At 58.4% G+C, this 18,965-nt stretch carries 20 protein-coding genes; 11 read left to right on the plus strand and 9 right to left on the minus strand.

The annotated features are described in order from the left end of the window. Positions 1 to 253: 253 nt before the first annotated feature. The gene (gene yihA / locus ACKF11_RS14140; protein WP_407997590.1) at positions 254 to 877 is read left to right on the plus strand and encodes a ribosome biogenesis GTP-binding protein YihA/YsxC; all 624 of its coding nucleotides are present in this window, start codon (positions 254 to 256) and stop codon (positions 875 to 877) included. Here the strand turns inward: yihA and trmB are convergent. Continuing rightward, positions 836 to 1,552, minus strand: a complete 717-nt coding sequence (gene trmB / locus ACKF11_RS14145) for a tRNA (guanosine(46)-N7)-methyltransferase TrmB (protein ID WP_407997591.1) — start codon at positions 1,550 to 1,552, stop codon at positions 836 to 838. The two genes, yihA and trmB, sit on opposite strands and share 42 nt — an antisense overlap. 29 nt (positions 1,553 to 1,581) lie before the next feature. Continuing rightward, positions 1,582 to 2,742, minus strand: coding sequence for a class I SAM-dependent methyltransferase (locus tag ACKF11_RS14150; protein ID WP_407997592.1), 1,161 nt, complete (start codon positions 2,740 to 2,742; stop codon positions 1,582 to 1,584). A gap of 57 nt (positions 2,743 to 2,799) precedes the next feature. Here ACKF11_RS14150 and ACKF11_RS14155 point away from each other — a divergent pair, with 57 nt between their 5' ends. From ACKF11_RS14155 to topA, 3 genes are all read left to right on the plus strand, one after another. Next, on the plus strand, positions 2,800 to 3,552 hold the full coding sequence (locus tag ACKF11_RS14155; protein ID WP_407997593.1) for a pteridine reductase: 753 nt from the start codon (positions 2,800 to 2,802) through the stop codon (positions 3,550 to 3,552). Positions 3,553 to 3,566: 14 nt separating this feature from the next. Beyond that, complete coding sequence (ttcA, locus tag ACKF11_RS14160) at positions 3,567 to 4,478, plus strand: tRNA 2-thiocytidine(32) synthetase TtcA (RefSeq protein ID WP_407997594.1); 912 nt, start codon at positions 3,567 to 3,569, stop codon at positions 4,476 to 4,478. A 119-nt stretch (positions 4,479 to 4,597) separates the two neighbouring features. Next, positions 4,598 to 7,132: a type I DNA topoisomerase gene (topA, locus tag ACKF11_RS14165; protein ID WP_407997595.1), complete on the plus strand. Its 2,535-nt coding sequence runs from the start codon at positions 4,598 to 4,600 to the stop codon at positions 7,130 to 7,132. 94 nt (positions 7,133 to 7,226) lie between these two features. Here topA and pbpG read toward each other — a convergent pair whose 3' ends face one another. Further along, a complete protein-coding gene (gene pbpG / locus ACKF11_RS14170; RefSeq protein ID WP_407997596.1) occupies positions 7,227 to 8,243 on the minus strand; it encodes a D-alanyl-D-alanine endopeptidase in 1,017 nt (338 codons plus the stop codon). Positions 8,244 to 8,426: 183 nt separating this feature from the next. Here pbpG and gcvH point away from each other — a divergent pair, with 183 nt between their 5' ends. After that, on the plus strand, positions 8,427 to 8,798 hold the full coding sequence (gcvH, locus tag ACKF11_RS14175; protein WP_309564146.1) for a glycine cleavage system protein GcvH: 372 nt from the start codon (positions 8,427 to 8,429) through the stop codon (positions 8,796 to 8,798). 12 nt (positions 8,799 to 8,810) lie between these two features. Here the strand turns inward: gcvH and ACKF11_RS14180 are convergent, their stop codons facing one another. Genes ACKF11_RS14180 through ACKF11_RS14190 form a run of 3 tightly spaced genes read right to left on the minus strand, consistent with a single transcriptional unit; the run spans position 8,811 to position 11,303 of the window. Continuing rightward, the gene (locus ACKF11_RS14180; RefSeq protein WP_407994541.1) at positions 8,811 to 9,362 is read right to left on the minus strand and encodes a hypothetical protein; all 552 of its coding nucleotides are present in this window, start codon (positions 9,360 to 9,362) and stop codon (positions 8,811 to 8,813) included. Positions 9,363 to 9,377: 15 nt separating this feature from the next. Next, the gene (locus ACKF11_RS14185; protein ID WP_309564144.1) at positions 9,378 to 9,806 is read right to left on the minus strand and encodes a DNA polymerase III subunit chi; all 429 of its coding nucleotides are present in this window, start codon (positions 9,804 to 9,806) and stop codon (positions 9,378 to 9,380) included. A 6-nt stretch (positions 9,807 to 9,812) separates the two neighbouring features. Continuing rightward, positions 9,813 to 11,303: a leucyl aminopeptidase gene (locus tag ACKF11_RS14190; RefSeq protein ID WP_407997597.1), complete on the minus strand. Its 1,491-nt coding sequence runs from the start codon at positions 11,301 to 11,303 to the stop codon at positions 9,813 to 9,815. A gap of 95 nt (positions 11,304 to 11,398) precedes the next feature. Between ACKF11_RS14190 and lptF the strand changes: the two genes are divergently transcribed. Then, on the plus strand, positions 11,399 to 12,484 hold the full coding sequence (lptF, locus tag ACKF11_RS14195; RefSeq protein WP_407997598.1) for an LPS export ABC transporter permease LptF: 1,086 nt from the start codon (positions 11,399 to 11,401) through the stop codon (positions 12,482 to 12,484). Positions 12,485 to 12,490: 6 nt separating this feature from the next. Further along, positions 12,491 to 13,561, plus strand: a complete 1,071-nt coding sequence (lptG, locus tag ACKF11_RS14200; RefSeq protein ID WP_309564141.1) for an LPS export ABC transporter permease LptG — start codon at positions 12,491 to 12,493, stop codon at positions 13,559 to 13,561. A gap of 43 nt (positions 13,562 to 13,604) precedes the next feature. Here lptG and ACKF11_RS14205 read toward each other — a convergent pair whose 3' ends face one another. The 3 genes from ACKF11_RS14205 to ACKF11_RS14215 are packed head-to-tail and all read right to left on the minus strand — an operon-like array spanning position 13,605 to position 14,979. Beyond that, the gene (locus ACKF11_RS14205; RefSeq protein WP_407997599.1) at positions 13,605 to 14,039 is read right to left on the minus strand and encodes a DUF3106 domain-containing protein; all 435 of its coding nucleotides are present in this window, start codon (positions 14,037 to 14,039) and stop codon (positions 13,605 to 13,607) included. Then, a complete protein-coding gene (locus tag ACKF11_RS14210; RefSeq protein WP_407997600.1) occupies positions 14,021 to 14,392 on the minus strand; it encodes a DUF3619 family protein in 372 nt (123 codons plus the stop codon). Before ACKF11_RS14210 ends, ACKF11_RS14205 begins: the two co-directional genes overlap by 19 nt. Beyond that, positions 14,389 to 14,979 carry an RNA polymerase sigma factor gene (locus tag ACKF11_RS14215; protein ID WP_309564138.1) on the minus strand — a complete coding sequence of 197 codons (591 nt, stop codon included), beginning with the start codon at positions 14,977 to 14,979 and terminating at the stop codon, positions 14,389 to 14,391. Before ACKF11_RS14215 ends, ACKF11_RS14210 begins: the two co-directional genes overlap by 4 nt. A gap of 147 nt (positions 14,980 to 15,126) precedes the next feature. Between ACKF11_RS14215 and ACKF11_RS14220 the strand changes: the two genes are divergently transcribed. The 4 genes from ACKF11_RS14220 to ampD are packed head-to-tail and all read left to right on the plus strand — an operon-like array spanning position 15,127 to position 18,892. After that, complete coding sequence (locus ACKF11_RS14220; RefSeq protein ID WP_407994535.1) at positions 15,127 to 15,345, plus strand: PP0621 family protein; 219 nt, start codon at positions 15,127 to 15,129, stop codon at positions 15,343 to 15,345. Then, positions 15,342 to 16,943: a sensor histidine kinase gene (locus tag ACKF11_RS14225; RefSeq protein WP_407997601.1), complete on the plus strand. Its 1,602-nt coding sequence runs from the start codon at positions 15,342 to 15,344 to the stop codon at positions 16,941 to 16,943. Before ACKF11_RS14220 ends, ACKF11_RS14225 begins: the two co-directional genes overlap by 4 nt. Continuing rightward, the gene (locus ACKF11_RS14230) at positions 16,940 to 18,301 is read left to right on the plus strand and encodes a sigma-54-dependent transcriptional regulator (protein ID WP_407997602.1); all 1,362 of its coding nucleotides are present in this window, start codon (positions 16,940 to 16,942) and stop codon (positions 18,299 to 18,301) included. The genes ACKF11_RS14225 and ACKF11_RS14230 overlap by 4 nt, the downstream gene beginning before the upstream one ends. Positions 18,302 to 18,307: 6 nt before the next feature. Beyond that, positions 18,308 to 18,892, plus strand: coding sequence for a 1,6-anhydro-N-acetylmuramyl-L-alanine amidase AmpD (gene ampD, locus ACKF11_RS14235; RefSeq protein WP_407997603.1), 585 nt, complete (start codon positions 18,308 to 18,310; stop codon positions 18,890 to 18,892). The last annotated feature ends 73 nt before the right edge of the window (positions 18,893 to 18,965 follow it).

The raw sequence follows: 18,965 nt of genomic DNA on the forward strand, positions 1-18,965 counted from the left end.
TTGGTTGCAAGCCTGGCAATATAAAAAGTTAAGGGCGGCTAATGCCACCCTTAACGCTTATATGAGGCTTTCGGTTGTCAGGCGAAGCAAAAACAACTCGGTTTACTTACAATTCCCGGCCTGACTCAACGTAGCGCGCTGGCAAACTCTCAACTTTCTGGATACCAATACTGCGAATAGGGCCGCATTTTATATAAAAAACCCTACTTCGTGCTAATATTTTTCCCTTTCCGTCGACGGCCCTCTCCTTTTCATGCCCTTGTTTCAAAACGCCACTTTTCATATTTCCGCCCACAAGCTGAGCGAACTGCCTCCCCCTGCCGGCGTGGAGGTCGCGTTCGCGGGACGATCCAATGCCGGAAAATCCAGCGCCTTGAATACATTGGCCAACCACAACCGCCTTGCCTTTGTGAGCAAGCAACCCGGGCGTACCCAGCTCATCAATTTTTTCAGCCTGGGCAACGACCGCTTCCTGGTGGATCTGCCCGGATACGGTTACGCCAAGGTGCCGGAAGCCATGCGCAAGCATTGGCAGCTCACGCTGGCCAGCTACCTGAGCCAACGCCCCTGCATTGGCGGGCTGGTGCTGGTCATGGACTGCCGCCATCCCCTCACCCCGCTGGACCGCCAAATGCTGGACTGGTACAGCCCGAGCGGCAAGCCCATCCATGCCCTGCTCACCAAGTCGGACAAGCTGTCGCGCCAGGCCGCCAACCAGACATTGCAGCAGGTCAGGAAAGAGCTCGAGGCCAACTGGGGCAACTGCAGCGTGCAATTGTTCTCCAGCTTGAAGAAGCAAGGTGTGGAGGAAGCCGAGGCTGTGATCGGGCGCTGGCTATTTGCGCCGGAAGATGATGTCCCAGACGCCGTGGCCTAGCTTGATGCCGCGGTTCTCGAACTTGGTCAACGGACGGTAGTCCGGCTTGGGCGCATAACCCTGCGCCGTATTCTCGAGCAGCGGCTCCTGTTGCAGGATGTCCAGCACCCATTCCGCATACTCCTGCCAATCGGTCGCCACATGCAAGTAAGCGCCCGCTTTCAGCTTGCTGCATAGCAGCTTGACGAATTCGGCCTGGATCAGCCGGCGCTTGTGGTGCCGCTTCTTGTGCCAGGGGTCGGGGAAGAAGATATGCACGCCGTCCAGGCTGGCGTCTGCAATCATGTGCTTCAACACTTCCACCGCATCGTGCTGCACGATGCGCAGGTTCTTGAGCTCCAGCTCACCGATCTGCTTAAGCAGGCTGCCGACCCCAGGGGTATGTACCTCCACGCCGAGGAAATCCCGTTCCGGCTGGTTTTGCGCAATCTTGGCCGTGCTATCCCCCATACCGAACCCGATTTCCAGGATTTTAAGGCTGTCACCACGACCGAATAGCGCGTCCATATCCAAGGTAGCAGGCGCATAGGGCACGCCGAACACCGGCATGAGTTCGTCCAGCGCACGCTGCTGGCCATGGGTCAACCGGCCCTGGCGCAACACGAAGCTGCGGATCGGACGCTTTGCCAACTCCTCCTTGCTGATGTCTTCCTTGCCTGCCGTTTCTTGATCCATGCTTGACTCAACCACTAAAAAAACCGCGATTATAGGGTATGCGAGCGGTCGCCGCGAACAAAACCCGAGAGCGGCCCCATGCCTCGGCCCAGCGCAATCACCTTGAATAGCTCGCCCATTTCCGCAGGCGACAGCAGTTTTTGCGCCTGGCTTGCCATCGGTGCGTACCGCCTGAGATCGTCCGCCGGCACACGCGACATCAGTTCGGTAATCCCGCAATTGATGAGGAACTGCGCCTGTCCGCAATAACCCAGCAACTGCAGGCCCTGCCCTAAGCCTGCCTCTGCCATGGCGGAAAAATCCACATGGGCAGTGACATCCTGCAAGCCTGGGTACAGCAAGGGGTCCTGGTGCGCATGATGGCGGTAATGGCACATCAATGTGCCCTGATGGCGCTGCGGGTGGTAATACTCCGCTCGCGAAAACCCATAATCGATGAACAGCAATACGCCTTCCCGCAGGCACTGTGCCAAGCTTGCCACCAGCGCCTGGGCGGCTGGGCTGACTTCAGTCTGGTAGTTTTCCGGCAATGCAAGCTCATCAATGCCGCTTACCAGGGAAGCATCAATCAAGGGCCGGGAATCCAGCATCAAAGCCTCTGCCTCATCCACGGCTACGCCTATTTCCTGCCAATGATCGCTCTCCCTGCGCACGAGATGCACAGGCACTGCATCCAGCACCTCGTTGGCGAGCACGACGCCTGTGAACTCAGCAGGCAAGGCATCCAGCCAAGACACGCGCTCGTACAACGCTGGCGCGAGTGTCGATTGCAGGTATTGCCGCTGCACCTCCTTCAAGTCCGCGCTGACCTCCATGATCAGGTATTGCGCTGGCAACGCATCCGCACGCTGCATTTCTTCCAGCATGGCAGCCGCCAGCCTGCCACGTCCCGCGCCAAGCTCGAGAACGCTGCCGCCAGTTTGCGCCAGCACCTCGATCACTTGCCGTGCCAGGGTCTGGCCGAACAGCGGCGTCATTTCCGGCGCCGTCACGAAATCCCCGGCCTCGCCGAACTTCTGCGCGCCCGCGCTGTAATAGCCCAGGCCGGGCGCATACAACGCCAGTTCCATATAACGGGGAAAGCTGATCCAGCCTCCCGCATCCAGCGCCTCCTTGCGGATCAGTGCAAGCAATCGGACGCTATGGGCAATGGCGTCGGCATCGGGAATAGGCAAGGCGGAGATATTCATGGTATTGGATTATAATGTCACGTTATTCCTGAATTTTGACGCGGTCTGGAACATTTGGTGGATTCCTCTCTGGAAAACAAGGTCATTTTAATCACTGGCGGTGCGAAACGTGTGGGTGCGGCCATCTGCCGCCTGCTACATGCAGAAGGCGCCAGGCTGATGATCCATTATCGCAGCTCGGATGACGAAGCGCGCACCCTGCAATCCGAACTCAACCTACAGCGCCCCAATTCCGTCGCCATCATCCAGGGGGACTTGTTGAGGCTGAGCGTACTGCCCAAGCTGGTGCAGGAAACCGTGCAGCACTTCGGACGCCTGGACGCGCTCATCAACAACGCATCTAGCTATTATCCCAGCGAGCTGGGCAGCATCAACGAGCACCAATGGGAAGACTTGATCGGGCCCAACCTCAAGGCGCCTTTGTTCCTGTCGCAAGCCGCCGCGCCCGAACTCAGGAAAACCCACGGTAGCATCATCAACATCACCGACATGCACGTGGAGCGCCCGAAAAAGGGATATATCGTTTACAGCGTCGCCAAGGCGGGCCTGGTGACGCTTACCAAATCCCTTGCGCACGAACTGGCGCCGGAAGTGAGGGTCAACGCCGTCGCGCCTGGGCCAGTATTATGGCCTGAGAACAACCCGCAGTTCGACGAAGTGTACCGCCAGCGCGTGATCTCGCAAACATTGCTCAAACGCATCGGAGAAGGCGACGACGTCGCCAAGGCCGTACGCTTCCTGCTGCAGGACGCTCCATTCATTACCGGACACGTGATCGCCGTCGATGGCGGCCGCTCGCTCAATCTTTAAAGTATTGCTTAATCATGACCAAACACTATCCCGACGACGCCTCCAACAGCTTCCTCAAGCTGCGCAACAGCCTGATCAGCGCCACCGGCAAGGCCATTGGCGACTACAACATGGTGGAGGACGGCGATACCATCCTCGTCTGCATGAGCGGCGGCAAGGATTCCTATACCATGCTCATGATGCTGCTGGCCTTGCAGGAGCGCGCGCCAGTCGACTTCAAGCTGATCGCCATGAACCTGGACCAGAAGCAGCCCGGTTTTCCCGCACATATCCTGCCCGCCTACCTGGAACAACTGGGCGTCGAGCACCGCATTGTCGAGGCCGATACCTACTCCATCGTCAAGGAAAAGATTCCAGAGGGCAAGACCACCTGCTCCCTATGCTCCCGGCTGCGCCGCGGCATCATTTACCGTACCGCCCAGGAACTGGGCGCCAATAAAATCGCATTGGGCCACCACCGCGACGATATCGTGGAAACCCTATTCCTCAATATGTTCTTCGGCGCCAAGATGAAGGCCATGCCGCCCAAGCTCGCCACCAACAAAGGCGAATTCCACGTCATCCGCCCGCTGGCCTATTGCGCGGAGAAGGACATCGCCAGCTATGCGCGCGGCATGAACTTCCCCATCATCCCTTGCGACCTCTGCGGCTCGCAGGAAAACCTGCAACGGCAGAAGGTCAAGGATATGCTGCATGCCTGGGAGCGCGAGCAGCCTGGCCGCGTCAACAATATCTTCCGCGCCATCTGCAATGTCGAACCCTCCCACCTCGGCGATACCGACCTCTACGACTTCAAGCATATGTCGCAGACCAAGGCCGAGGATGAAGATCCGCTGTTCGGCGACATCGACAAGGAAAACAACCCGGCCCTGAGCCTGGTTTCCAGCGAAGGCTCCCGCATCGAGTTCAAGCGCAATATCGCCTGACATCCGGCACGACCTCCAGAAAAAATTGCCGGCAAGCGCCTAAATTTACAGTGCTTTCTTGTGCGGCAAGCGATTTACTCTTATTATCTGCCGCTCTGCATCCCACAAATCGTGCGTCCATGTCAAAACTGCTGATCGTTGAATCACCTTCCAAGGCCAAGACCCTGAAAAAATACCTGGGCAAGGATTTTGAGGTTCTGGCCTCATATGGGCACGTGCGCGACCTGGTTCCCAAGACGGGAGCCGTCGATCCCGAACATGACTTCGCCATGAAGTACGAAGTGATCGACCGCAACTCGCGCCATGTGGATGCGATTGCCAAGGCGGTCAAGACGGCAGACGCCATCTACCTCGCCACCGACCCGGACCGCGAAGGCGAAGCCATTTCCTGGCACATTGCCGAAATCCTCAAGAGCAAGAAACTGCTCAAGGACAAGCTGCTGAAACGTGTGGTGTTCCATGAAATCACCAAGAATGCCGTGCAGAACGCGATCGACGAACCGCGCGATATCTCCATGCCGCTTGTGAATGCGCAGCAGGCGCGCCGGGCTTTGGATTACCTCGTCGGCTTCAACCTTTCTCCCTTGCTGTGGAAGAAAATCCGCCGCGGCTTGTCCGCCGGCCGCGTGCAAAGTCCCGCATTGCGCCTGATCGTCGAGCGCGAACTTGAGATCGAGGCGTTCACAAGCCAGGAATACTGGACCATCCACCTGGAATCCGCCAAGCACCAGCATGTGTTCGATGCCAAGCTGGTGCAGCTCGACGGCAAGAAGGTGGAGCAATTCACCGTCACCAGCCAGGCGCAGCAGCAGGAAATCGTCGGCAAGCTGCTTGCAGTCAGCGCCGGCAAGACCACAGTCACCCGCGTAGAGAAAAAGCAGCGCAGCCGCAGCCCCGCCGCCCCGTTCACGACCTCCACGCTGCAGCAGGAAGCCGTGCGCAAGCTCGGGTTCACCACCAGCCGCACCATGCGCGTCGCCCAACAGCTGTATGAAGGCATCGATGTCGGCAGCGGCACGGTGGGTCTGATCACCTATATGCGTACCGACAGCTTCAGCCTCGCCGCCGAGGCCGTCATGCAGATCCGCGACTATATCAAGCAGAATTTCGCCAGCGAATACCTGCCCAGGTCGCCGATCATGTACAAGACCAAGGCCAAGAACGCGCAGGAAGCCCACGAGGCGATCCGACCGACCGACATCACGCGTACGCCGTCCAGCTTGCGCGCGTTCCTCACCGACGAGCAGTTCAAGCTGTATGAAATGATCTGGAAGCGCGCTCTGGCGTGCCAGATGACTCAGGCCAAGTTCGACGCCGTCAGCATCGACCTTGCCGTCGGCAGCGAAGCCAACCTGTTCCGCGCCACCGGCCAGACGCTGGTGTTCCCCGGCTTTATCGCCGTCTATATGGAAGGCGTGGACGACGAGGAGGAGGAAGGCGAGAGCAAGCTGCCTCACCTCGAAACCGGCGAAGTGCTCGCCGTACAGAAAATATTCGGCGACCAGCATTTCACCGAGCCGCCGCCGCGCTATTCGGAAGCCAGCTTGGTCAAGGCCTTGGAAGAGTTCGGCATCGGCCGTCCCTCCACCTACGCCAGCATCATTTCCACCCTGCAGGACCGCGAATACGTGCTGCTGGACAAGAAGCGCTTCACACCTACCGATGTCGGCCGCGTGGTGAACAAATTCCTCACCGAGCATTTCACGCGCTACGTCGACTACGGCTTTACCGCCAACCTGGAAAACGAGCTGGATGATATTGCCGAAGGCGAGCGCGAGTGGATTCCAGTGCTCAACGAATTCTGGCAGGGTTTCAACAACCAGATCCATGAAAAGAGCAACGTGGAGCGTCCCGGCGTCGAGGTGCTCGACGAAGCCTGCCCGAAATGCGGCAAGCCTCTGCAATCCCGCTTAGGACGCTTCGGCAAGTTCATCGGCTGTTCGGGCTACCCGGAGTGCGACTACATTCGCAATCCGAGCGCCAATACCAACAGCAACGAGCCGACCGTCATCGGCCAGGAACCGGAAAGTGGCAAGGATATCCTGCTGCTGAACGGCCCGTACGGCCCTTACCTGCAGATCGGCCTGCCCGAGGCAGACAGCAAGAAGAAGCCCAAGCGCGTCAGCATTCCCAAGGAAATCTCCGTTGCCAGCCTGGATATGGAGACGGCGCTAAAGCTGATTGCACTGCCGCGCGACCTGGGCCAGCACCCGGAAACCGGCAAGAAAGTGGTCGCCAATATCGGGCGCTTCGGACCTTACGTCAACCATGACGGCAAGTTCAAGTCCATCCCCAAGAGCGACAGCGTCTTTGATATTGACATGGCGCGCGCGGTCGAACTATTGGCGCAAGCCAACTCCGGCCCCGCCCCTATCAAGGAGTTGGGCGCCCATCCGGACGGCACAGGCAACATCGCCGTCTACTCCGGCCGCTTCGGGCCTTATGTGCAGCATGGCAAACTGCGCGCCACCCTGCCCAAGGGCCAGGAGCCGGAAAGCCTGACCATGGAACAAGCACTGGAGCTGTTGTCAGCCAAGGCGGCAAAGGACGCCCCGGCCAAGAAAGGCAAGGCGCCTGCGAAAAAAGCAGCCGGCACCAAGAAAACGGCGACCACGACGCGCAAGAAAAAGACGGCTGCCAGCGAGAGCGAATAACCCGGAACGCTTCCCAGACGATCTCCAACGAACCCAAGGCTGGTCGAGATAATAAAAAAGCGGCTCTAAGCCGCTTTTTTATTAAATGAATGCTTCAGCTTGCATTGCGATGGCTGTTGCTGCTCTCGATCCATTTGCGGATTTTCTGCGCATCGCCCACCCGCGCATTTTTGCTGAACGAGTCCAGCAAGACAATAATCAAGGGCTGCCCTCCAACCTGCGCCTGCATCACCAGGCAGCGCCCTGCTTCGTTGATGTAGCCGGTCTTGGACAGGCCAATCACCCAGTCGCTGTTGCGCACCAGCACATTGCTGTTCACATACTGCAATGGCGCACGCGCACCGTTGACCGGTACAGCATAGGAAGTGCTGGTCGATACGTGGCGAATCTCGGGATATTGGTATGCTGCGCGCACCATCTTCACCAAGTCCTCAGCAGTGGAGACATTGGCGCTGTTCAAGCCGGTAGGGTCGGCAAAACGCGAATGCAGCATGCCCAATTGCAACGCCTTGGCATTCATCGCCGCGACGAACGCATCCACGCCGCCCGGGTAGTGGCGACCCAGTGCCGAAGCCGCACGGTTTTCCGAGGCCATCAAGGCAAGCTGCAGCATTTCCGCACGCGTCAGCGAGGCGCCGATCGGCATGCGCGAACCGGTTCCCTTGAGCGTGTCGATGTCATCCCGCGTGACACGCAGCTTTTCTTCCATATCCAGCTGGGCGTCCAGCACCACCATCGCCGTCATCAGCTTGGTCAGGGAAGCGATCGGCGCGGCAATATCCGTGCCCTTGGCAAACAATATCTCGCCAGAATCCTGATTCACGATCATCGCCTTGCTGGAAGCCAATTTCAAGCCGGTGCCGTCATCCTTGAACACGCTGGGGCTGGCTGTGGCGACGGCGCTGTTGGAGCGTATCGTGCTGATAATGCGGCCGCTGGCCTCATTTTTCTTGGCTACCGTCGTCTTGGTCTTCTTCTTGGCGACTACCTTCTTGCTTGCCTTGGTCTTGCTTGAAGCAGTTTTCTGCGGTTTTTTTTCCGCTGCATAGGCCAATGCCGGCGGCATGCACAATGCCAGCATGGTCAGCAATAATGTGATTTTACGTGTCATGTCGCGCCCACCCCGTTCAATGGTCGAGAAGAATAATATCCAAAAAAGTTTGATTTGTCATTTACATAGCAACGGAAGTTTATAAACTTTCTTAATAGGGAAAGATAAAAAAAATCACCTTATACGCCGGCTTGAACGCTTTGTGCGAAAATATGCCGATATTATTTCTCCTGAGCTTTTTTCATGAAAATTCCCGAGAACCTGCAATATACCGCCGAACACCTGTGGGTACGGCAGCATGAAGACGGTCATTGGCTGGCCGGCATTACCGACTATGCCCAGGACTTGCTGGGCGATATCGTCTACGTCGAAGCCCCCAAGCCCGGCAGCAGCATTTCCGCAGGCCAGCCTTGCGGACTGGTGGAATCGGTCAAGACCGGTTCGGACCTGCATGCACCCCTCAACGGCACGGTCGTCGCCATCAATGAAGCGCTGCAAAGCACGCCGGAAGACATCAACGACAAGCCCTACGACGCCTGGATTTTTTCATTCCAGCCGGCGAACGAACCTGCAGGCCTGCTGAGCGCGGCTGAATACAAGGCCTTGCTGGGTTAAGACCCGTTTACACTAATCCTTTTTAAGCGCCTCGATCACACGCTCCCGCAAGGTTACGGCCAATGCGCCCTCAACCTCGGCGCCGAGTTTGGGGACCAATGCCTGCATTTCCCTCGCCAAGACATCCTGAATGACTTGGGCGATCATGGGCTGCATGTCCGCAAGCACTGCCTCGGCAAGCTCCTGGCGCGCCAGGAGCAATTGCGGGTGATCCGGTTCTGGCTGAGTAAACAGCTCTCCTTCTTCAGCGAGATCCGCTTCCTCATCCACATCGGCTGGCAAGAACTTGATGCCCGAGGCTTGGGGTGCAACCGCCTCTGGGGGCGATGATGGTGACGGTTCAGGTATTTCCTGCGCTGCGGGCGCGGGATCATCATCGGCATAATACGGAGCCAGCAACTGCTCGATCTCGACCGCACTGAAGGCGCCTGCCCCCTCGTAAACATCGGTCAGCACAGGGACATCATCCCCGGCTGACTGGTCGGATGGCTGAACAGCCGGACTGCTCAACGAACTGATGCGACGCAGTACCAACGCCAGTTCATCTTGAGGTTGGTCGCTCATGAGCCCCTCTTTTCATCATAAAGCTGCGCCGCTGGCATCGAATGTCCTGATTTCATATCCACGATCCCGGTAGAAGCGGTAACGTTCGCGCGCCGCGGCACGGTCATCCTCCTCCAGCCCCACGATCTCGATCAAGCGCCTGAACCTGCTGAAGAACGGCGGATACTGGCTATCCAGGTTGATGAGGATATCGTCATGCGGCAATGGCTCGTGGCGCCAGTCTATGATGACCGGCGTTTCGGCCGCGCGGGGATGGGTTGCATGGCAGTGCGGAAGGAAGCCGATCGGCGGGTTGCTCCATAAAAACGTGCCCAATTGCTCCGCCGCCTGCTGGGTAGAAGTCAACACCATCAGCCGCCGCCCGCGTTGCGCGGCACGGCTGCTGAGATTGGCCACATGGAAGGCCTTGTTCGGCACGTTGAAAAAGAAATCCACCCTGGTCATGCGTCTTTACTGCCCGGCACGCTGCTTGAGGAACTCGGTCAGCAACGGCACTGGGCGTCCAGTCGCGCCTTTTTCCTTGCCGGACTTCCAGGCAGTCCCCGCGATATCGAGGTGGGCCCAGTCATATTTCTTGGCAAAACGCGAGAGGAAGCATGCCGCGGTGATACTGCCGCCTGCCCTGCCGCCGATATTTGCCATATCGGCAAAGTTGCTGTCGAGCTGCGGCTGGTAGTCATCCCAGAGCGGCAGACGCCATGCCCGGTCTTGCGCTTCATTGCCCGCTTCCAGCAGCTCTTCGGCCAGGCTGTCCTTGTTGCTGAACAAACCGCTGGCGTGATGCCCAAGCGCGATCACGCAGGCCCCTGTCAGGGTCGCCACATCCACGACGGCCTGCGGCTCGAAACGTTCCGCATAAGTCAGCGCATCGCAGAGGATCAGGCGGCCTTCTGCATCCGTATTCAATACCTCTATGGTCTGGCCGGACATGCTAGTCAGCACGTCGCCCGGCCGGGTCGCATTGCCGTCCGGCATATTTTCGCACGTCGGGATGATGCCCACCACGTTCAGCGGCAAATCCAGCTCGGCAATGGCCTTGAATGTGCCCAGCACGCTGGCCGCGCCGCACATGTCGTACTTCATCTCGTCCATGTCGGCACCGGGCTTGAGCGAGATGCCGCCCGTATCGAAGGTGATGCCCTTGCCCACCAGCACTACCGGCTTCTGGCTCTTCTTGCCTTTCTTGTGCTGCAGCACGATCAGCTTGGGCGGCTGCACGCTGCCCTGGGTCACGCCCAGGAACGACCCCATGCCCAGTTTTTCAATATCCGCCTTCTCCAGCACTTCTACTTGCAATCCATGGCTCTTGCTCAATGCCTTGGCCTGCTCGGCCAGGTAAGTCGGGGTGCAATAGTTCGGCGCCAGATTGCCGAGATCCTTGGCAAAACTCACGCCGGCAGCGAGCGCCTTGCCCTGCTTGAGGCCTGCTTCGCCCGCCGCCACATCGCTGCGCTGGGCAACGTGCACTTGCAGCTTGGCTATGCCTTTCTTGCCATTGGCTGTTTTGGTCTTGAAACGGTCGAAACGGTAAGTACTGTCTGCAGCCACCTCCACCACTTGGGCGACGCGCCAGGCGACATCACGTTTCTTCACGGGCACTTCGGCCAGGAATGTTGCCGCATCCGCGGCATCCAGACTGCCTAGTGCCTTGACGGAGGCGCGCAGGGCCTGGCGGTAGCTGCGCTCGTTGAGCTCGCGGTCCTTGCCCAGGCCAACCAGCAACACTCGCCCGGCAGCAACGCCAGGAACGGAATGCAAAAGCAGGGTGGATCCGGGCTTGCCATCGATGTCGCCCGTGCGCAGGATATTGCCGAGATAGCCATCGGATGCGCGGTCGAGCACCGCGGCCGCGTCGGAAAACTTACGCGCTTCAAACACGCCGACCACAACGCAATCTTTACGCTGTTTTTCCGGAGTCCCACTTTTTATGCTAAATTCCATTCCTTGATCCTTAAGATTAAAGCCTTCTGAATTATCCCGCGTTTTCGCGGTAAATCAACCTCAATTGCGGAATTTGAACTACCTGCTTTTCTAACATGCTCTTCAAACGCTCACTACTGCAAGAGCTAGTCACCACTGCCATCGGCGGCTTCCTGGTGCTGTTCGGCATTGTCATCGCCCAGCGCGTAGCATACTACATCGGCATTGCCGCCAAGGGCAGCCTTGCCAGCGACGCCATCAACACGCTGCTGGGTTTCAGCATGCTGAAGTTTTTGCCCATGATGCTCTCGCTCACATTGTTCCTCGCCGTATTGCTGACGCTTTCGCGCTGGCACCGCGACAGTGAGATGGTGGTCTGGTTCAGTGCCGGCCAAGGGCTCTCCAGCTGGATACGCCCAGTGCTGACGTTCGGCTTGCCGATCATCATCGTCATCGCCTTCCTCAGCCTGTTCGTCACGCCCTGGGCCACCAACAAGGGCGCTGAATTCCGCGACCAGCTGAAAAGCCGCGACGAGCTTTCATCCATCAGCCCTGGCGTGTTCAAGGAATCCCGCCAGGCTGACCGCGTGTTCTTCGTGGAAAGCTTCGATGAGCTGGGCAATATCGTCAAGAACATCTTCGTGCAATCCATGCAGCACCAGAAGCTCGGCATCATCGTAGCCGCGCGCGGCCACCGTGAAACGGCCGAGAACGACGACAACTTCCTGGTCATGCAGAATGGCCGCCGCTATGAAGGCACGCCCAATACCGCGGAATATTCGATCACCGAGTTCGAGCGCTATGCCATCCGCATAGAACCGGCAGAGGTGCAGCAGCAACCGCCCAATACGCAAGCCCGGAACAGCCTGGAACTTTTCAACGAACACAGCCCGGATAGCAATGCGGAGCTGCAGTGGCGCCTTGCCATCCCGATCTCGGCATTCGTGCTGATCCTGCTGGCAATCCCGCTGAGCTTCGTCGATCCGCGCTCCGGCCGCTCCGCCAACCTGATGATGGCGCTGCTGATCTATATCGTGTACAACAACCTGCTCAGCATCATGCAGGCTTGGCTTGCGCAAGGCAAGATTTCCCCGTTGGTCGGCTTGTGGCCAGTGCATGCGGTCTTCCTGCTGCTGGCATTCTGGATGTTCTACCGTCGTTTGTTCCAGTTACCCTTCCTGCCGCGCTTGTGGCGTAAATAGCCTGCGATGAAATTACTCAACCGCTACCTGTCCCAGGAAATCATTTCCAGCATCATGCTCATCATGCTGGCGTTGCTGGCGATGTTTTCCTTCTTCGACCTGATCCAGGAATTGGAAAGCCTGGGCAAGGGCAGTTACGGCATCAGCAAGGTAATGCTATATGTATTGCTCAGCGCGCCTGGACATGTCTACGAGGTGGTGCCGGTTGCGGTGCTGGTCGGCACCATGTACGCGCTGGGCCAGTTCTCGCGCTACTCGGAGCTCATCATCCTGCGCGTGAGCGGCATTTCCATACGCAAGATCGCATTCTCGCTGCTGCGCGTGGGATTGGTGTTTGCCGTGATTACCTTCCTGGTGGGCGAACTGATTGCGCCATTGAGCGAAAAGGCCGCGCAACGCATCCGCATCCAAGCCACGGATTCCGTGGTAGCGCAGGATTTCCGCTCGGGCCTATGGGTCAAGGATGGCAACAGTTTCGTCAATGTGCAGAACGTCATGCCGGACGCCTCATTGATGAACATCCACATTTACGAGTTCGACAACGAATTCCGCCTGCGCACCATCAGCAATGCGCAGGACGGCAGTTTTGACGGCAAGAGCTGGAACCTGCACCAGGTGACGCAAACCCATTTTGAAGAACAGAAAATCCGCACCAACGTGTTCCAGGAAGCCACCTGGCAATCCCTGATCCGCCCGGAACTGCTGAACGTGCTGCTGGTCGTGCCGGAAAAAATGTCGGCCTGGAATCTGTACTTCTATATCAATCACCTGGCAAGCAACAAACAGAAGACTTCGCGCCACCAGATCGCGCTCTGGTCCAAGATGATCTATCCGCTTGCCTGCCTGGTCATGGTGATCCTCGCGCTGCCTTTCGGCTTCCTGCAGCAGCGCTCGAGCTCAGCCAGCACCAAGATATTTGCCGGCATCATGCTGGGGATTGTCTACCAGGTATTGAACCGGGTGTTTGTGCACCTGGGCTTGCTCAACGACTGGTCGCCGCTGTTCAGCGCGGTGATGCCCACATTGCTTTTCATGGCGGCAGGCATTTTCATGTTGTATTGGGTGGAGCGCAGGTAGTTTAAGCTCCTGCAAGCATAGCGCGACCAGGAAAGGCCCCGAATCAGTCTAGGTCTTCCAGGCCAGTATCGATGTCGGGGTTCTCGCGCCGCAGCGCCTCGCGTTTGGCCTCGGGCAAGCGCTGGTACTCTTCCCATTTCTTGCGCAATGCCGCTTTTTTCTCGGGCGACAGGTTCTGGTATGTCTGGTATTTCTTGCGCGCATTCTCCCGCTCGTAGGGCGTCATGCGGCTCCAGTGCGTCAAGCGCCTTTGCACGCGCTGCTGTTGCTCGGGCGTCATCTTGGGGTAGTCGCGCGCAATATCCAGCATTCTCTCGCGCTGCCACGGCCTGAGGATATCCCACTCCTGCGCCAGGGGCGCCAGCACTTTACGCTGACTTTCGTTCAGTTGCGCCCAGCTGGGCTCCTGTGATTCCGTTTCAGCGACTGCTGTCATCGCAAGCAATAACAGGCCGGCTGCTATTGCTGTTTTAACCATGAATAAAAGCCTGGATCAAGATATGCCTCGGGGGGAAGTTCAGAAGCCAGCAGGAAGGCGTCGCCATGTTCGCCATGGCCGTGCCCTGTCAATTGCTGGGTGACAACGAATGTAAACAACACGGCCGCGATCAGGGCCGCCAGAGACAAGCTGCGTTGATGCTGGAGGAAGTAGCTGCCGAGCAGCGCCATCAACCCGCCGCCCTGCGGCTGCTGGCTATGAGCCGCCGCCATGCGCAGGACTGCTTTTCGCCGCGCCTCCACGAGGCGTTCCACCACCTCTGGCGCGAGATTTTCCGTGGTTTCGTCCAGTCGCCGGACGATTTCTTTTGCAAACTGTCGTTCGTGATTCATCGCTCGCCCCCAGCCCTGTCGAGCACTTCCTTAGCAAAACCGTATTTTTCAAGCGTGGCGGCCAATGCATGGACCGCTCGGGAACAATGTGTCTTGACGCTCCCTTCCGAGCATCCCATGGCTGCGGCCGTTTCAGCAACATCCATATCTTCCCAGTAACGCATGATAAATGCTTCTCGTTGACGCGTTGGCAGATTTTTTATCGCGGCTTCGATGATCGCGATCGTTTCCTGTTGCTCGTACTGCAGCTCGGGGTTGCCGTGATCATGATCGGAGGCCATGGTTTCCAGCGGGTCATGCTCTTCGTCGTCATGCTGGCTGACGCCAAGCGAAGAAAGCAAGGTCGTCCAGATGCCCCGCACCTTCTGCCGGCGCCAGTAATCCTTCATGGTGTTCTGCAGGATGCGCTGGAACAGCATGGGGTATTCTTCCACAGGCCTGGCAGCGTACTTTTCCGCCAGCTTGAGCATGGCGTCCTGCACAATGTCCATCGCGGCATGATCGTCACGCACGGCATATGCCGTCTGCTTGAAAGCCCGACGCTCAATTTGCGCTAGAAAATTTGAAAGTTCCTGTGTGCTCGCCATTGAAGTGCTTGGATGCTTTTTATTGCATTTAGTGCCGCGGCACGCGGGCCAGATAAGCCATCTGCATTGAGTATAACAGGTTTGATTTTGTTACCCGGGCTGCTTTTCGCTACAATCACTCCATCCTTCACCCACCTACCGGGCACCATGCTGAAACTGCTGCTTCTCGCTGTTATATTCTGGCTGATCTACGCCATCCTCAAGCACTACCGCAACAGCGTGGACCAGCCGCCGCCTTCGCGCAACAGCCCGGAAGACATGGTGCAATGCGCCCACTGCCAGGTGCACCTGCCGAGGAGTGAAAGCGTCAAGAGCGGAGAGCTGCACTACTGCTCGGATGCGCATCGCCAGCAACACCAGCCATGACCAGGCAAGCTGCCAAAGCTGGCGGCATCCATGCCACGGACTTCTGGCAGCCGCTCGCCCTGTTCGGGGTTTACCGCATTCTGCTTGGCATCGTCTTCCTTGCCTCGTATTTCCTGCTGCAGGACGCACGCATCTGGCTTAACTACAATCCGACCGCCTACCTCAGTTTCTCCCTGGCATACCTGGGCTTCGGCTGCCTGGCGCTATGCCTGAACGTCCTGCGCAAACCCAATTTCAGCGTCCAGCTTTCGCTGCTAACGCTGATGGATATCGGTTTCATCATCCTGCTCATGTATGCCAGCGGCGGCATCAAAAGCGGGCTGGGACTGCTGCTCATCATTACCATTGCCGCCGCCAGCCTGATCAGCCAAGGGCGGCTCGCGCTATTCTATGCCGCGATTGCCAGCATAGGCCTGCTGCTCGAGCAGTCCTACCAGATGCTGATCTGGAACGAGGATTTCGGCGACTATTCGCATGCCGCCATGCTGAGCGTTAGCTGCTTTGCGACTGCCTGGCTCGCGCATAGCTTCAGCAAGCGGGCCAACCTGCACGCGCAGCTGGCGTCACAGCGCGGGATCGATCTGGAAAATCTGGCCCAGGTCAACCAGCTGGTCACGCAGGAAATGGATGATGGCGTCATTGTGGTGGACCAGGCCCTCACGCTGCGTCACCGCAACCGGCAAGCCGATTTCCTTGTGGGAATCCAGGCCAATGCGCGCAACAACCAGCCACTGGCAGAGTACGCCCCCGAGCTGACAACCTTATTGCAGCGCTGGCACCAGCAGGATCACGGCAGGCAGCAAGGCCTGATCAAACTCAGCCTGAGCAAGCGCGACCTGCGCCTCAAGCTCATGCCAGTGGGGGAAAGTTATGCGCAGGGCACCGTCATCTTCATACAAGACTGGAGCCAATTGCAGACCCAGGCGCAGCAACTCAAGCTCGCCGCCCTAGGCCGCCTCACCGCAAACATCGCCCACGAGATCCGCAACCCCTTGAGCGCCATCAGCCATGCGACGCAATTATTGCAGGAAGACGAATCCCACGACCGCGCCAGCCAACGCATGCTGCAAATCATCAGCGACAATGTGCAGCGCATGGAGCAGATGATCAAGGACGTGCTGGAACTGAACCGCCGCGACCGCACCAAGCAGCAGGAAATCCGGCTGACCGATTTCCTGCGCGAATTCCACGACCAGTTCTACCAGGTGGAGAAAATTCCTTCCCAGGGCTTCGTACTGGACACGGATGTCTGGGAGCCCACGATCACGTTCGACCATCGCCACCTGCACCAGATATTGTGGAACCTGTGCCGCAACGGCTGGCGCCATAGCCGGCAACATGATGGCAGCCTGACGCTGTCATTGCGCAGCGAAGCGCAGCAATGGCTGATCGAGGTGCATGACGATGGCAAGGGGATTCCCGAAAGCGCCCAGGCACACCTGTTCGAGCCGTTTTTTACCACAGAGAGCACGGGCACCGGCCTCGGGCTTTATATCGCCCGCGAACTATGCGAAGCTAATGGCGCCACCATTGAACATGCCGCCGCTGAGCAAGGCTGTTCGTTTGTTATCCACATTGAGAAAACTGAACCTGCATGAGTGCGTTTCCCGCCTGCCTAGTCGTCGATGACGAAACCGATATCCGCGAACTCCTGGTATTGACCCTGGAGCGCATGGATATCCGGGCGGATAGCGCCAGTACACTCGCCGAGGCCCGGCACCTGCTGGAACAGGGGCAATACGGACTCTGCCTCACCGATATGCGCCTGCCGGATGGCAGCGGGCTGGACCTGGTCAAACACATTGCACAGGACTATCCCGGCCTGCCGGTCGCAGTGATTACCGCCTACGGCAGCGCGGAGAATGCAGTGTCGGCCCTCAAGGCCGGGGCTTTCGATTACCTGACCAAGCCCATCTCGCTCAAGCAGTTGCGCCCCTTGGTGCAATCCGCGCTCAAGCTGTCATCTGCAGAGCAGGCAGAGACCTCCCACGACACCCTGGCCTTGATAGGCAACAGCGCGGCCATCAAGCAGGTGCGCAGCATGATAGAAAAACTGTCGCGCAGCCAGGCGCCCGTCTATATCAGCGGCGAGTCCGGCAGCGGCAAGGAACTGGCAGCCCGGCTGATACACCAGAACGGCTCGCGCCGCGACGGCCCTTTCATTGCCGTGAACTGTGGCGCCATCCCGGAAAACCTAATGGAAAGCGAGTTTTTCGGCCATAAGAAAGGCGCTTTCACAGGCGCGACCCAGGACAAGGAAGGCATGTTCCATGCCGCCAAGGGCGGCACGCTGTTCCTGGACGAAGTCGCCGACTTGCCGCTTGCCATGCAGGTCAAGCTGTTGCGCGCCATCCAGGAAAAAAAGGTGCGCATGGTCGGTGGCACCCAGGAAGAAAGCGTCGATGCGCGCATCATCAGCGCCACGCATAAGAACCTGTCCGTGCTCATGGAGCGTGGCGAGTTCCGCCAGGATCTCTACTACCGCCTGAACGTGATCGAACTCAAGCTGCCTGCGTTGCGCGACATGCAGGAAGACATTCCGCTGCTCGTCGACGCCCTGCTTGCCAAGCAATGCCGTGAGGAAGGCCGAGCCATGCCGGCATTGTCGCCGGAAGCCAGCCAGATGCTGGCAAGGCATAGCTTCGCGGGCAATGTGCGTGAACTGGAGAACGTACTGGAACGCGCACTGGCCCTGTGCGATGGCAATACCATCACGGCCGAGGACCTGTTGCTCGACCAGGATGCCGGTACTCCCGCATCCTCTGCTGGTCCAGCCTTGGAGGATGAAGGCCTGCCGTTGCCTGACTACCTGGAGCACATAGAAAAGACGGCCATCCTCAACGCCCTGGAAAAAACCCAGCACAACAAGACCGCTGCCGCCAAACTGCTGGGCGTCAGCTTCCGCACCTTCCGCTACCGCCTCAGCAAGCTCGGCCTGAGCAAGGATAGCGATTGATCCGCGATGGAAACAAGCCTATCCATTGACCGGCACGGCCTGGTGGCAGAAGCCGAGTTCGTTGCCTCGCCGAATTTCGATGCGCGTCCCGCCGATGCCGACATCTGCCTGGTCGTCATCCACAATATCAGCCTGCCGCCTGGGAAATATGGCGGCCCAGGCATTGCGCAATTGTTCACCAACCGGCTCGACCCCGATGAGCACCCCTATTACGCCGGCATACACCAGCTGAAGGTGTCAGCCCACTTCGTGATCGGGCGCGACGGCAGGCTGCAACAGTTTGTACCTTGCGAGGCAAGGGCCTGGCACGCAGGAGCATCAAGCTGGCAGGGCCGGGAACGCTGCAATGACTTTTCCATCGGCATCGAATTGGAAGGCAGTGATGCGGAGGCTTTCACGGCGGCACAATATGCGACGCTGCACGCCTTGCTCAGGCTATTGATCTCCCACTATCCCATTCGAGATATCGTCGGGCACTCCGATATCGCTCCCGGCCGCAAGACCGACCCCGGCCCTCATTTCGACTGGGAATCCGTGGCAAACCTCTTCCCGAATCTGGCAACAACGGGCCAAACCGGTATAAACTGCTGAATTTTAAGCACAGAAAGCAACAGAGCTGCATCAATTTGAACAGCGCCCTGGCTGGATAGAGCAACCAGCATAT

It is taken from the genome of Methylobacillus draconifructus, from assembly GCF_045984385.1.
In the GTDB taxonomy this organism is placed as follows: Bacteria; Pseudomonadota; Gammaproteobacteria; order Burkholderiales; family Methylophilaceae; genus Methylobacillus; species Methylobacillus flagellatus_A.